The 14,302-nt window shown below is 69.5% G+C and carries 12 protein-coding genes and 2 pseudogenes; 5 read left to right on the top strand and 9 right to left on the bottom strand.

Annotation, left to right across the window (positions count from 1 at the left end):
* Positions 1-15 precede the first annotated feature (15 nt).
* From NM1_RS17040 to NM1_RS17025, 4 genes are all read right to left on the bottom strand, one after another.
* Positions 16-522 carry a YbaB/EbfC family nucleoid-associated protein gene (locus NM1_RS17040; RefSeq protein WP_246011566.1) on the bottom strand — a complete coding sequence of 169 codons (507 nt, stop codon included), beginning with the start codon at positions 520-522 and terminating at the stop codon, positions 16-18.
* A gap of 13 nt (positions 523-535) precedes the next feature.
* The gene (locus tag NM1_RS17035) at positions 536-835 is read right to left on the bottom strand and encodes a hypothetical protein (RefSeq protein WP_147289080.1); all 300 of its coding nucleotides are present in this window, start codon (positions 833-835) and stop codon (positions 536-538) included.
* A gap of 134 nt (positions 836-969) precedes the next feature.
* Complete coding sequence (locus NM1_RS17030; protein ID WP_068020657.1) at positions 970-3,312, bottom strand: serine/threonine-protein kinase; 2,343 nt, start codon at positions 3,310-3,312, stop codon at positions 970-972.
* A 124-nt stretch (positions 3,313-3,436) separates the two neighbouring features.
* Positions 3,437-4,999 (bottom strand): amino acid permease, encoded by a 1,563-nt coding sequence (locus NM1_RS17025; protein WP_068020655.1) that lies wholly within the window; start codon positions 4,997-4,999, stop codon positions 3,437-3,439.
* Between the two features lie 267 nt (positions 5,000-5,266).
* Here NM1_RS17025 and NM1_RS17020 point away from each other — a divergent pair, with 267 nt between their 5' ends.
* The 3 genes from NM1_RS17020 to NM1_RS17010 all read left to right on the top strand — a co-directional run bounded on the left by NM1_RS17020 (position 5,267) and on the right by NM1_RS17010 (position 6,961).
* Positions 5,267-6,067, top strand: coding sequence for a MerR family transcriptional regulator (locus tag NM1_RS17020; RefSeq protein ID WP_068020653.1), 801 nt, complete (start codon positions 5,267-5,269; stop codon positions 6,065-6,067).
* A 52-nt stretch (positions 6,068-6,119) separates the two neighbouring features.
* Positions 6,120-6,563: a D-aminoacyl-tRNA deacylase gene (gene dtd / locus NM1_RS17015; RefSeq protein ID WP_068020665.1), complete on the top strand. Its 444-nt coding sequence runs from the start codon at positions 6,120-6,122 to the stop codon at positions 6,561-6,563.
* A gap of 179 nt (positions 6,564-6,742) precedes the next feature.
* Positions 6,743-6,961 carry a hypothetical protein gene (locus NM1_RS17010; RefSeq protein ID WP_068020651.1) on the top strand — a complete coding sequence of 73 codons (219 nt, stop codon included), beginning with the start codon at positions 6,743-6,745 and terminating at the stop codon, positions 6,959-6,961.
* Here the strand turns inward: NM1_RS17010 and NM1_RS17005 are convergent, their stop codons facing one another.
* On the bottom strand, positions 6,962-7,360 hold the full coding sequence (locus NM1_RS17005; protein WP_068020649.1) for a hypothetical protein: 399 nt from the start codon (positions 7,358-7,360) through the stop codon (positions 6,962-6,964).
* A gap of 955 nt (positions 7,361-8,315) precedes the next feature.
* Between NM1_RS17005 and NM1_RS44795 the strand changes: the two are divergent.
* A pseudogene (locus NM1_RS44795) lies at positions 8,316-8,843 on the top strand (hypothetical protein); the annotation flags it as partial.
* A 2,484-nt stretch (positions 8,844-11,327) separates the two neighbouring features.
* Positions 11,328-11,765, top strand: a complete 438-nt coding sequence (locus NM1_RS16995) for a hypothetical protein (RefSeq protein ID WP_147289081.1) — start codon at positions 11,328-11,330, stop codon at positions 11,763-11,765.
* Here the strand turns inward: NM1_RS16995 and NM1_RS44790 are convergent.
* The 4 genes and pseudogenes from NM1_RS44790 to map all read right to left on the bottom strand — a co-directional run.
* A pseudogene (locus tag NM1_RS44790) lies at positions 11,696-12,016 on the bottom strand (WXG100-like domain-containing protein); the annotation flags it as partial. The gene NM1_RS16995 and the pseudogene NM1_RS44790 overlap by 70 nt on opposite strands.
* A gap of 118 nt (positions 12,017-12,134) precedes the next feature.
* Entirely contained in the window at positions 12,135-12,431 is a 297-nt protein-coding gene (locus NM1_RS16990; protein WP_068020640.1) for a WXG100 family type VII secretion target, read from the bottom strand.
* Between the two features lie 213 nt (positions 12,432-12,644).
* The gene (locus tag NM1_RS16985) at positions 12,645-13,436 is read right to left on the bottom strand and encodes a DUF6585 family protein (protein ID WP_068020639.1); all 792 of its coding nucleotides are present in this window, start codon (positions 13,434-13,436) and stop codon (positions 12,645-12,647) included.
* Between the two features lie 64 nt (positions 13,437-13,500).
* Complete coding sequence (map, locus tag NM1_RS16980) at positions 13,501-14,301, bottom strand: type I methionyl aminopeptidase (RefSeq protein WP_068020637.1); 801 nt, start codon at positions 14,299-14,301, stop codon at positions 13,501-13,503.
* Position 14,302: the final 1 nt, after the last annotated feature.

Genomic DNA, 14,302 nt, shown 5'->3' with positions numbered 1-14,302 from the left:
ATACCTACTTCGGTGTCACCAGCTGGAGTCGGTGACACCGCGCGTGCGCTCACCGTCCGATGGAATGGATTCGACGTCGGTGAACCGCATCGCCTCCTCGGGCTCCTGCACCCGCTCCGGCGCGCCCGGCGGTGCGGTGGAAACCGGTGGCGGAGGGGGTGTTTCGGCGCTGAGATCGGGCATGCCCTCGATCAGGTCGGTCAGCTTGGGCAACCGGGCGCGCTGATCGTGCAGCGGCATCATCAGTTCCTGCCCCTTGCGGGCGGCCTCGGCGGCGGCCTGCTGCGCGGCCTCGGTGAACGCCTTGGCGAGCTCCGGATAGGTCAGGTCCTCTACCCCCGCAGCCAGTTTCGTCTCGATGACCGTGCCGTCGGCGTTCACCGTCACCGTCACCCGCTTGCGGACGGTCGCGGTGGCCATCAGCCGCGTGCGTTCCTGCTGAATGCGCGAAATCGTCCGCAATTGATCCCGGACGCCGTCCAGGACCGCGGCCATCTCCGCCTTCGCGTGTTCGTTTGTCACCCCGAGCCCCCGCTCAGCGCCGGAAGTTGGCGCGGTCCTGGTTCTCCAGCTTCGTGGCGGCGTCCGTCTGCCCCTTCGAGAAGTCTCCGAAGGTGGTTTGGAAGTTACCGGCGTTGTCGTACAGGTTCTTCCGGGTGACGCCATAGCCGTTCGGGCCGTCGTAGAACTGCGAGCCGATCTTGTCGTTACCCCAGGGCGAGCCGGAGTCCAGCGACCCCTTCAGCGTGTCGATGACATCCTTGATCTTGTCCCGGACGTCCCCGGTCTTGGTGGACGCCTTGCGGAACCGTTCCGGATCGAGCTCAACGGTCATCGTCATTCCCTCCACGTTCTGCTGCCCGCGCCCGCCCGACGCCGGTGTACATCACTGCACGATGACAGCCGGGGGGAAATCGCTTCTTGCGTGAACGTGAACGGCAGATACCCCGGTGGGTGAACGGGATTCGTTCACCACCAGGACCGCGGGCGCACGCGGTTGGCCAGATCGACGAGCGCGTAGCGCTGCAGCCTGCGCGGCGAGGTGCGCGCGACGGTCCGCAGCACCGTCTCCAACCCCTCGCGCAGACCCGCTGCGGTACAGGGGAATCCCAGTACCGTGGACTGCTCCGGCTCCGGCCGCCCACCCGCGCGCACCCAGGACAGCGCGGCTCCCAGCACGACCGCCTGCAGCTGCAGCAGGCGCGGGTCATCCGGGAGCGCCTGCAGCCGGGCCTGCGCCTCGTTCAGATCGGCCTGCGTCAGTTCCTGCGGGGGCCGCGAGACCAACAGCAGGCAGGCGGTCAACCGGGCGGCGTTGTAGTGCCGCGACACCTCCGGCATCCGCTCCAGCGTGGCGACCGCGCCCACGACGTCGCCGTCGGCGACCTGCCTGCGGGCCAGGCCGAAGGCGGCGCTCGCCAGCCCGCGGTCGACCTGCCAGGCCGCGCGGTAGTGTGCCGCGGCGATCCGGGCCCAGCGTTCGCCATCCCCGGACTCGGCGCCGAGCTGCACCAGCAGTTCGGCGGTGGCGGCCAGGGCGAGCTGCGGCGCTACCTCCCCCGGCACCGCGCCGTGGACGAGATCGAACAGCCTGTAGGCGCGCTCGATTCGGCCCTCGCCGAGTTCGGCGATACCGGTGTACCAGTCCAGGCGCCAGTCGTCGCCGTACTCGGCCCGCAGCCGGTCGAGATCGGCGCGGGCGCCGCGCACCCGGCGCAGGTCGAGCTGCGCCCGGATCTCGGTCAGGGCGGCCTCCAGTTCGAAGGACTCCGGCTGGGGAATGTCGCCCGCGCTCATGTTGTCCCGGTGCAGCCGCAAGGTGTCCAGCGCCTGATTCGGGTCGCCGTGCAGTAGCGGCGACACCAGTTCATAGCTGGGGTCCTCGCTGTCGATCAGCGGAACGGGCAGTGCGGCAAGCACACTGGCGGCGTCGAGCGTGGGCGGCCGGTACCGGCCGTCGATGATGCCGTCGGTCTGGCGCAGCAGCGCGGTGACCCCGAAATCGCCACGGGGCGCACCGAATACGGACGACACCTGGGGATGGCCGCGGTCGGTGTCCGCGGCCAGCACCGCCCGCAGCACGCCGCCGAGCTGCCGATGCATCGCGAACGTCGACGGAAACCGCTGTGTGGGATCGGGATGCGTGGCCCGGCGCAGCAGCCGGTCGAACGACGGATAGCGCCGCAGCACCGGCTCGCGGTCCGCCGACGGCAGCCCCGGCAGCTTGCGGCCGCGCCGATCGGTGGGCAGATCCAGGGTGAGCGCGGCCAGCGTCCGGCCCACCGTGTAGATATCGGACGCGATGGTCGGACCGGTGCTGGTGTACTCGGGCGCCTGGTATCCCTGTGTGCCGTACAGGCTTCCGCCCGACTGCCGGGCCGCCACCGCGCCGAGGTCGATGAGTTTGACCTCGTCCTCGCTCACCATGATGTTGTCCGGCTTCAGGTCGTTGTACGCCAGGCCGAACGAATGCAGATAGTCCAGTGCCGGAAGGATTTCCATCACGTAGGCGATCGCCTCGGCGACCGGCATCCGCGCCGGCGCGTGCAGGTCGAGCACCGTCTTCAGGGAGCGGCCGCCGATGTACTCCATCACGATGTAACCGCACGAGGCGCCGTCTCCGGCTCGGTGCGTGACGAAGTTGAAGATCTTCACGATCGCCGGATGCGCCATCTCCGAAAGGAATTGGCGTTCGGCGAGCGCGACCACGTTCGCCTCGAAGTCCAGCGGATTCTGCAGGCCCTTCAACACCACCCAGCGCCGGGCGACGTTGCGATCACGGGCCAGGTAGATCCAGCCCAGCCCGCCGTAGGCGAGGCACCCCTGCACCTCGTACTGATCGGCGACCAGATCGCCGGGGTTCAGCAGCGGACGGAAGTTGAACGGCGCGCCGCAGGACGCGCACGTGCCGGACGACCGGGCCGGGCCGGCATCCCCGGAACGGCCGACCGGCTGCGAGCATTTCCAGCAGAACCGCTTGTCCTCGGGCACCTCGGGGTCCGACAGCATCGCGGTGGCCGGATCGGTGGAGGTGAACTCGGGAAGTGCGACCAGGCCGGCACCCAATCGCCGCACGCTGGGACGGGACCGAACCCCCTCACGGTTCGAGCCCGGGTCCTCGTGCTCCGAATTCTCGATCTCCGAATCCCCGTACTGCGAATGCGACCGCTCCGAGCCGGAGAACTCCGGCGACCACGGGCTGGTCCCGGCGGTGCGGGTGCCCCACCGATAGTTCTGGTCGGCCTCGCGTAGTTGCCGCGACGCCCACGGCTGCGGGTACAGGCGGTCGGATGCGGTGGCATCGTCCGGCATGTGACCCTCTCAACCTATCGCGCCGACCCGAAACCTGAACCGCCCCGCGGGACGGAGATCATCCGTCCCGCGGAGCGGCCGGGGCCGGTCCCATGCGGCGTCACAGAGTCGGGACCGACGGGCATTACCGCGATTCTGCCTCATCGCGGGGTTCGGGGTGGGGGCTCGTTTCGGAAGACTCCTCTTCCCTGCCCTCGCGGTGCTCGAGCGGGCGCTCGGCCACCACGGGGAACTGGCCCGTGTAGCCCTCGCGCAGCGCCGCCACGTGCAGGACCTTGCGGCGGGCCAGGAACCAGCCGCCGACCAGCAGCGGCACCATGATCACCGCCATCGCGATGACGGCGCCGCGCTGCGTGTCGTCCTCGCCGAACAGCATGAGCAGCACGACGATCGCCATGAAGATCAGAGCGGCGATATTCGTGTAGGGCGCGCCCATCAGCCTGAAGGAGGGCCGCTCCATGCGTCCTTCCTTCGACCACTTCACCAGCTTCATCTGGCAGAGCAGAATGGCCGCCCACGCCGTGATGGTGCCCAGTGCCGACATGTTCAGCACGATCTCGAACGCCTTCTCCGGGACGATCGCGTTCAGTCCGACACCGGCGAGCGCGATCGTGCCGGTGGCGAGAATGCCCACGTAGGGCACACCCTGCTTGGACATGCGCGACGCCAGCGACGGCGCGCTGCCGTTCATCGACATCGAACGCAGGATCCGGCCGGTCGAGTACAGCCCGGCATTCAGGCTGGAGAAGGCCGCGGTCAGCACCACCAGGTTCATCATCGTGCCGGCGCCGTCGACGCCGAGCTTGGAGAAGAAGGTCACGAACGGGCTCTCACCGGACTTGAACGCGGTGAAGGGCAGCAGCAGCGCCAGCAGCACGAGCGAACCGACGTAGAACAGCGCGATGCGGGCGATGACCGAGTTGATCGCGCGCGGCATGATCTTCTCGGGGTTCTCGGCCTCACCGGCGGCGGTACCGATGAGCTCCACCGCGGCGTAGGCGAACACCACGCCGGTGACTGACAACACCAGCGGCAGGCTGCCGTTCGGCAGCAATCCGCCGTGCTCGCTGATCACGCTGATACCGGTCTGCGCACCCTCGATGGTGAAGCGCCCGGCCAGGAAGATCGTTCCGACGATCAGGAAGCTCACCAGCGCGACCACCTTGATCAGGGCCGCCCAGAACTCCATCTCGCCGAACCACTTCACCGACACCATGTTGATGGCGACGACGATTGCCAGTGCCACCAGCGCGATCGTCCACTGCGGGATCACCTTGAACGCGCCCCAGAAGTGGACGTAGGTGGCGATCGCGGTGATATCCACGATGCCCGTCATGCACCAGTGGAAGAAGTACATCCAGCCCACGCCGAACGCCAGCTTCTCCCCGTAGAACTCGCGGGCGTACGAGACGAACGAGCCCGACGACGGCCGGTGCAGCACCAGCTCGCCGAGCGCCCGCAGGATGAAGAAGACGAAGATGCCGCAGACCGCGTACGCGATGAACAGGCTGGCGCCCGCCTCGTGGAGCCGGCCGCCCGCGCCCAGGAACAGGCCCGTGCCGATCGCTCCGCCGATCGCGATCATCTGCAGCTGGCGAGGCCGCAGCGCCTTGTGATAACCCGCGTCTTCGGCGTCCAAGCCACGCGCGGCCGCCTCCGTCTCCGGCGGGTGTTGAACGGTGGTCATAATGAGACCTCTCCTGTGATGCCGATCATACCATCAGTCCATGGAACATACCTCCAATCGATGGCACATACAACGTGGGGACGAAATTTGTAACGCCGCGGAAACCCGGGCCGGACGGTCGAAAACGATTGCCCGGCAATAGCGATCGATACCGAAGTGCCAACGGACACGCGCGGGCGGCATTTGCCCCGGCATCACCCGCCCGACCAGGGCACCCGCCGCGCTCACACGGGGCCGACCGGGGTGCCGGTGTGGTTTCCTTGAGACATGACATCGGGTGCGGAGTTCACGATCGACGAGCTGGCGCGCGAATCCGGCATGACCGTGCGCAGCCTGCGGGCCTACCAGGAGCGCGGCCTGCTGCCGCCGCCGCGCTTGAAGGGTAGGACCGGGATCTACAGTCCGCAGCACCTGAACCGCGTGTGCATCATCAGCCGCCTCATGGATCGCGGAATCAAGCTGAGCGGCATCCGGGAACTGCTCGACGCCTGGGACCGCGGCGACGATCTGGGCGACGTCCTCGGCGTCAGCCTCGAGGCGGAGGGCGCCCCGCCGCGCGGAGCCCCGCCGCAGAGCCGACCCGAATCCGAAAAGACCATTGCGGCAACGGATCTCGCGGCTCGCTACGGCGACGTACCCAACGGCCTGGCCCGGGTCGTGGCGGCCGGTCTGTACGAGCCGTTCGACGCCACCACCTACCGCGAGAGCGATCCGCAGCTCGTCCGATTCGCCGAACAGCTCATGATGTCCGGCGCGCCGCAGGTGCGCGTGCTCGACGAGCTCGAGCGGCTGCGCGCCGACTGCGACCACATCGCCCGGCGCTTCGTCGACCTGTTCGAGAGCACCGCCGTCCAGCGGTATCAACAGTCCGGCCACACCCCGCACGACCTGGCCGAATTCTCCGAACAGCTGGCCACCACCAGGACCCTGCCCGGCCGGGTGTCCGCCGAACTGGTCGACCGGTTCGTGGGGCGGTACCTCGAGCACGCGACCAGGGGACTGGACGAGATCCAGGGCGAGCAGACCGAGCCCACGAGGCCCATCACCCGGACACGTCCCGCCGAATAGTGGCACATAGGTAGCAAATCTGCCCGCCCGAGCGTCTGCGATGATCTCGGGCATGCGAGTACTCGTACAGAGGGTGAGTTCGGCGCAGGTCATCGTCGGCGAGGAGGTCGTCGGGCGCATCGATCCCGCCGCCGCGGGCGTGCCGCACGGCCTGCTCGCGCTGGTCGGCGCCACCCACGACGACACCGCCGACACGGCGAAAGCGCTGGCGGACAAGCTGTTCCGGCTGCGCATTCTCGACGGTGAACGCTCCGCGGCCGATCTGAACGCTCCGATCCTGGTGGTCAGCCAGTTCACGCTGTACGCCGACACCGCCAAGGGCCGCCGCCCGTCGTGGTCGGCGGCCGCGCCGGGTCCGGTCGCCGAACCGCTGGTCGACGCGTTCACCGAGACCCTGCGCGGGCTGGGCGCCACCGTCGCCACCGGACGTTTCGGCGCCCACATGCATATCGAGCTGGTCAACGACGGCCCGGTGACGATCCTGCTCGAGGCGTGAACGCGGTCCGGTCGGCAATTTCGTCCGGCGGACTGTGGCCGAAGTGGAAGCCGCGCCAGCGTTGATTGTGAAACGTCCAGTCGGACCCGGAACGTCCGTGGCGTGGCACCGATCCGGTTAGCGTCGAACACGACTCATGTCTCAGCAGCGGGCCCGATCGGGCCGGGAGATACACCGGTATGCGCAAACGCCTTCCATCCACCGCGGCATCGGAGCTGCGGGAGATCCTCGACTATTTCGGCAAGTGCCCCGAATGTGGTTACCCCGCAAGGGCTTCGACGACCCTGCGAGATACCAGGACCGTCTTCGCCTCCTGCGACCGGCCGTGCGGCTGGACCGGCGTGGTGCCCCTGACGACCATGACCGAGCATCGGCGGCGGGCCGAGGTACACGACTGATCAGCGCACCGCGGCCGCGAACAGCCGCGAACGCCGGGCGTCGTTCCCCAGCACATCGCGAACGAACATCCCGATGTCGCCGTCGAGATGCACACTCCGATAACGCATATCGCAGAGCGGAACCCCGTCGGCCAACACCCGGAATTGCGCCGACTCGCCCGCCCGGAACCAGTCGGCGGTGATCCGGGGGTCGTCCAGGTTCACCGTCCAGCTACCGATGCGCAACGTGAGGCCCTGCCGATCCCGGTAGAACACGGCGGTGGTGTCGTCGAAATTCCCTACGACACCACGCATCCCGGCCGCCGCCTCGGGCGACACCGGCCCGGCCGCTCGCAGCGCACCGGTTTCGGTGTCGAGTTCGGCGAAATCTCCGAACCCCGCGAGAGACCGCACCAGCAAGCCGGCCCCGCTCCGCTGACCATCGGAAGTAGCCCACACTCCCGCACCGCGGCGCCCACTCCCCTCCTCACCACCATCCGCGAATCCACCTGGCGGCACAGACGAAACCGTTTGTGACACAGCCGGTTCCGATGTCTGCTCCGCCACCCCAACGGATACTCCAGGCTCCGAATACGGCAGATCCCACGCCTGCGGCGATCCCGGCGCAGAAGGCACCGACGGTTCCCCCGGCAACGAAGGCCGCGGCAATGTCGAATGTTCCTGTGGCACAGCAAACGGCGGCACACCCGGTCCCGACTGCGGCACCCGCGATTCCGACGGCACCGGCGGTGGCAACGGGCTCCCCGCCACCGGCGTCTCGGGTTGCGACGACGGTCCCGAAGGCCCCGGAGTCGACGGTACGGGCAGTACAGGCGACACCGGAGGTTCCGGCATCGTTGGCACAGAGGGCAGCAGCCCCGGGGCTGTCGGCACCGGAGCCGAAGGCACCGGCGACACAGGAGGTTCCGGCGACACCGGGTTCTGCAGCGTCGGCGACTCCAGCGGCCCAGGAAGCGCGGGTGGCTGCGCCGGCAGCGGAAGCTCCGGAGGCACAGAGGGTGGAGCGGGAGACACCGGCGACACCGGGACCGGAGGCGCAGGGGACGCCGACGGCTGTGGTGGTACAGGTGGCGCCGGCAGCCGCGATGGCACCGGCGGTTCAGCATGTACGGGAGGAAACGGCGCCACAGGAGGCTCCGGCCGCGGCGGCACGGGAGGCTCCGGCTGCGGCGGCATGTGAGGCTCCGGCGGCACCGGGAGAGTCGGCTCCGGTGGCGCAGGCGGAGGAGGTACGGGAGGACGCGGCCGCACCGGACGCTCCGACGGTTCTGAGGGCGCGGGCGGTTCCGGCAGTTGCGGCGGTTCCGCCCGGGGCGGCACGGGCGGTTCCGGCGGTGCGGGCAGCGTCGGTGGGATGGGTGGCGCCGGCTGCGGTGGCACCGGGGGCTCCGGAAGCGCAGGCGGCAATGGTGGCTGCGGAGTCACCGGCTGCTGCGGCCAGGGCGGCGCAGGAGGTTCCGGCTGGGGCGGCACAGGCGGCTGCGGTGGCACGGGAAGTCCGGTCTGTGGCGGAACAGGGGATGCAGGCGGCTGCGGAGGCAACGGCAGCTCAGGCGGCAGCGGCAGTTCCGGTGGCACAGGCGGCCGCGGCGGCACAGGCGGTTCCGGCTGCGGCGGAACAGGGGGCTGCGGCCAAGGCGGCACAGGCGGCAGCGGCGGCTCCGGTGGCACGGGTGGCAGCGGTGGCACAGGAGGCTCCGGCTGCGGCGGAACAGGGGATGCAGGCGGCTGCGGAGGCAACGGCAGCTCAGGCGGCAGCGGCAGTTCCGGTGGCACAGGCGGCCGCGGCGGCACGGGCGGTTCCGGCTGCGGCGGAACAGGGGGTGCAGGCGGCTGCGGAGGCAACGGCTGCTCGGGTGGCAGCGGCGGCTCCGGTGGCGCAGGTAGCCGCGGCGGCACGGGGGGTTCCGGCCGGGGCGGAACCGGGGGCTGTGGTGGCACAGGAGGTTCCGGGCGGGCGGGAGGTGCCGGTGGGGCGGGGGGCTGCGGCGGTTCCGGCTGTGGGGGTACAGGGGGTCGGGGCCGCTGTGGCGGTTCCGGCTGTGGCGGTTTGGGGGCGGGTGGGGTCGGGTCTTCCCACACCTTGTCGTTCGGCGGTTCCGGGGCGTCCCAGTCGGGAATTTCCGGGAGAGTGAAAAACCTTGGGGTGTAGGGAACATTCGCTACCGTGCTGGGTGGGTCGCTGCGCTCCTGCTCGTCGAGTCCAGGGTCGGGGCGGTCCTCGTCCGGGCGCTGTCCGCTTCTGCCGGAGTCGCCCTCGCGTACGGCTCCGTGCTCAGGGGCCTCGCCCCGGTGCTCCGGTTCCGAGGTCGGAGCCTGCTCGCCATCGCCTTGCGGACGCTGTTCTCCCACGCTGTGCCCGCTCTCGCCACCGCGCGGTGCCGCCGGGGCGTCGGGGACCGCCGTGCGCGCACCCGGCGCGGAAGGTTCGGATCGACCCGCCTGCACGGGTGATTCGCCGCCTTGGCCCGCAGGGCGATCCGGTGTATCCGCACGAGGACGTGAACCGTCACCGCGGTCCACGGAAGGACGCGGTACACCGGGTCTCGATGACGAACTCGGCTCCGAGGACCCTTGGCTGGGCCGAAATTCGCTCGCACCGGTGCCCGGACGGATCTCCGGCCCCGCGGAACGTGCACCGGGTTCGGGTCTCGGCGACGAACTCGGCTGCGACGGTCCTGGGCCGGGTCGCAACTCGCTCGCACCGGTGGCCGCGCGGTTCTCCGATCCCGCGGGACGTGCACCGGGTTCCCCCGGCGTGGCACCGGCGGGGGGACGCGCGCTCGGACCCGAATGCGGCGCCGGGCTCCCCGACGGCGCCGGGCTCGGGGACGGCGTCGGGGACGCGGGCGGCGTCGACGGTCCGGCCTCGGTGGAATTCCGGTCCAGCGGCCACACTTTCACGTCGCCCTGCGATCCGTCGGAGGATTCCCGCATCGCCGACGGAGGCCCGGTGCGCTCATCGCGTCCCGTCACCATCTCGCCGGGGTCGCGCGGGCCTTGCGCGCCCTCCGGGCGTTCGCCGGCCGCCGGACGGACGTCCTGCGAGTCCTTGTCGGCGCCGACGCCCCGATCCCGTTGCGGCACTTCACCGTCGCCGCCCTGCCCGGCGGTGCCACGGCGCTCCCCACCCTCACCGTCACGACGCTCTCCACCCTCACGATCGCGGCGCTCCCCACCCCCACCGTCACGACGCTCTCCGTCCTCACGATCGCGGTGCTCTCCACCATCACCACCGCGATCCGCACCGGTGTCGTCACGCGACGTGCCGGGCTCGACACCGTCGCGGTGCTCCCTGCCTTCACCACCGCGATCCGCACCGGTGTCGTCACGCGACGTGCTGGACTCGCCGCCGTCACGGGTCCCCTCTTCGCCCCCGTCGCGCGGTGCGTCCGGCTTCGCACTGCCGGGCGGGGTCTCGGCTGCGGGCTCCTCCGCGTGCGGGGTACTGCCCTCGCCTTCGTCAGGGCCGCGGGATGTCTCAGCGGGGGCGACGCTCTCCTCGCGTGGCGGGCTCGCATTCGACTCGTCACCACCGCGCGGTACTTCGCCGCTGTCCGCAGCCTCGCGCGGCCGCTGAGCCCCACCGGAATCCGCGTCTTCCGGCCGCGACGCCGCCTCCCCGGGCGCCTCGTGACGTCCCGGATCTTCGGAGCCGATGTCCCCGGAATCGCCAGGCGACTCTCGCCTGCCATCCGAAACGCCGGAAGTACCTTCGCCGGGGAGGGATGGGCCTTCCGAATCGCCCTGTCCAGCAGCATGCTCTGGACGATGGCCATCGCCACCGCCTTGGGAGGCAGTTCCGGAATCTTCCGAATTACCTTCCCCCGAAGCATGTTCCGGCTGATTCGGAATACTCTCATCTCCGGAATGCGCGCCGGAATCTTCCGAATTATTATGCGCCGCTGCATGTTCCGGCGAGCCCTGGACGCCCTCCCCGCCCTCCGACGACGCGGGGGTCTGCTTCGGACCGGCCGTCGTCTGTCCCTCGGGCGGAGCCCCGCCCGCACCTTCGGCCGGAGCCGCAGCGGCCGGTCTCGGTGCACCCTGCTGCGGTCCGGCCCCGTTCGAAGGTTCGCCGGTCGCCGGTCCGGTCCCCGAGTGCCGCTGTCCCCCACCATTTTCCGGACTCGGTGGGTACGACCCATCGGGTCCGCCCATAGTGCCCGGGTCCGGTGCGGTGAACCCCGCTCCGCCCGGCCGCGGCCCACTCGCCCGAAAACCCTTGACCCCGCCGACGGCGGCCCCGAAAACGGAACTGCTCGACAGCACCCGAGGGTCGAACGGCGACCACTTGTCGGTATCGAACCCGTTGTTCAGCACATTGCCCGCATAGAAGGAGGCGACGCCCCCGAGGTTTCCGGCCGTGACACCGACCACCGCACCCTTGAAACCTTCGCCGAACCGTCCGCCCGGCAACCGGATATGCGACGCGCCGCGGCCGAGCAGCTTACCGGCGGGCCCGCCGACCACACCCGCGGCCGCCGCCGAGCCCGCCGTGACACCGGCCCGCTTCCAGTCGATGTCCTTGCGGTTCCCCTGCGCCATCTGCAGGAACTGGATCGCCAGATCCTGCCCGGCCCCGATCGCGGTCGAGATGGCGACATGCTCCGCGGTGAACTTCAGCAGGCCGACCAGCAGCCGCCGCACGATCTGCGACTCGATCCTGTGCAGCACCCGCTGCGCGATCTCCCGGATCGCGAATCGGGTCGCCGCGATCGACATCGCCTGCTGCAGCGGCGCGGTGAACGGATTCCACAGGGCCAGTGCCAATTCGATCGCCAGCAGCCCGAGGGAGCTGTAGATCATCCACTTGGTGTATTCGATCTCCGTCCCCATCGCGTCGGCCGATTCGGCGATCTTGTCGAAGATCTCGGCCAGCTTCTCGATGGACTGGTCGCCGTGGTCCAGCTTCTTCAGCGACTTGGACATCGCCTCGACACCCTCGCCCCACGGGTAGGCGGCGATGGTCGCGTTCTCCGCCGCGGCCAGATCCGGGAGCAGATCCCGCAGTTCCTCCGCCGCGGTGCGCCAGTCGTCGGCGAGGGCACGCATCCGGTCCTCGTCACCCAGTGGCCACGCCGAACCGGCGACCCAGCCCAGCTTCTGCATCAGGCTGTCGCCCAGAAAGTCGGACACCGTCGTCAGGCGCTACGTCGAATGATGCCGGTTGTCAGAGGTGATCCTGTTTCTCCAACAGGTCGGCGGCCTTGTACTGCCCGGTCGAGTAGGAGCCGATGGTCGTGGCCATATTGCCCATCTGCACACGCAGGTTCTCGTGCGACGCGATGTAGCCGTGCTCACCACCGGCGAAGGTGCTGCCGTAACTGTCGTTGCCCCAGGCGTTCTCCTTGGAACCCACCGACCGCTCGAGCTTGTCCAGGATGCCCCGCACCCGGTCGCGCAGGTCACCCATGTCCCCCGCGGCCTTCCGCAGCTGATGCGGAGTGACCCCGACCTTCGTAGCCATCGCAAACCCCTTCCACCGGAACGGATCACACGATCACACGGCATGCTCACCAGGCAGAAGAGGTATTAACGAGGTTCTGATATCCGGTGCCGCGCAACCGTTGTCACGGACAATGAACCGGCGGGACATCGAGGCCGGTCTCGCTTCCGACGCGGGCGATACCGTGCGCGCCACCGCAATACGATCGTTGACGGATTCCTGACGGGCCGCCGATCACACGTCCGCCGGCGACCACAGCTCGTCGGCAAGCGCCCGAAACACCGCGTAGTTCGGAATCTCACTGATCGGCAGCGACTCCAGCGGCTGCGACTGCCCCACGACCCGCACGCTCAACCACCCGCTCACGACGGCGATCTCGCTCACCCGGGCCCACGGGATCGATCGTTTGCGCACGCTGATCCCGTTGCCGCTCAACCGGAAGTACTCGAAGTCGACGCACTCGCCCGCGTGCAGCGCCTCCCGCGCCCGGGGCAGCTGCGCCTCGGTCACACCGCGCTCGATCCGCGCTCCCCACTCCTGGGGATTTTCGATGCCCTGCCGCAGGGTGATCGGCACCCCGGCGACGTCGACGACGGTGTAGGCGTACGAGATCTGGTCCGGCGCCGGGTTTTCCACCATGCGCACGATCCGTCGCCGCAGCGTCGTGGAGTCGTAGCGCACCACCCGCACCTGCCCGCGGAACACCATGACGAGCCCGTGCTCGTAGAGGTCCAGCCGCATGCCCCTGTTGCGGGCGGACACCCATCCCAGCAGGCCCAGCCCGGCCAGTAATCGAACACCGCACATCAATACGGTTGTGACACCGAGGATTCCGAGCATCTGCCACCCCATCGAGAACCCGGCGATCGCGGCCGCGAACCCCGCGGTGGTGACGGCGGCTTCCACGACGTAACGCCGCGAGCCGCGAGCCGCCTCCCGGTAGGTCTCGCGATGCCGTCCCAGCCGCTCTCGCTCGGCGGCGGCGCCGATAGCAGCCGCCGGCGCCGGATCCTCCGCAGTCGTCATGGTCGAATCATGCCCAAGACGAACAGGATCGAACCTCGGCGTTAACGGAACCGATGCGCCCGAGCTACTCCGGACGCAACGTCAGAATTCGCGGCCCGTCCTCGGTGACGGCAACGGTGTGCTCCCAGTGCGCGGCCCGGCTGCCGTCCTCGGTCACGACGGTCCAGTCGTCGCCGAGCACGCGGGTCTGGGTGGTCCCCAACGTGAGCATCGGCTCGATCGCGAGTACCGATCCCACAACGAGTTTCGGCCCCCGGCCCGGCTCGCCCTCGTTGGCGAGGAACGGATCCATGTGCATCTGCCGGCCGATGCCGTGACCACCGTAGCCATCGACGATGCCGTAGGCGCGGTCGTGCTCCCGCTCGGCCGCCCGGGTGCCCAGCTCGATGGCGTGGGAGACGTCGGTGAGCCGGTTCTCGGGCAGCATGGCCGCGATACCGGCCTCCATCGACAGCTTCGTCGCCTCGCTCAGCAGCCGGTCGGCCTCGATGAGCTCGCCGACGCCGAACGTCCACGCCGAATCACCGTGCCAGCCGTCGAGGATGGCACCGCAGTCGATCGAGACCAGATCGCCCTCGGCGAGCACCTCGTCCTTGGTCGGAATCCCGTGCACCACACGGTCGTTCACCGAGGAGCAGATGGATCCCGGGAAACCGTGGTAGCCCTTGAACGACGGCACGGCACCGGCCCCGCGGATGACCTGCTCGGCCACCTCGTCCAGCTCCAGCGTCGACACACCCGGCTTGGCCGCCGATCGCACCGCGACCAGTGCCTCGCCGACGACGGCCCCGGCCGCCGCCATCGCATCCAGCTCACCGGCGGTGCGGAACGGCACCACCTTCTTGTGCTTGCGGCCGAAGACCATT

Source organism: Nocardia mexicana NBRC 108244 (assembly GCF_001613165.1).
Classification (GTDB): Bacteria; Actinomycetota; Actinomycetes; order Mycobacteriales; family Mycobacteriaceae; genus Nocardia; species Nocardia mexicana.
The sequence above is the reverse complement of the archived record's forward strand: the minus strand, read 5'-3'. Positions and strand labels throughout refer to the sequence as shown.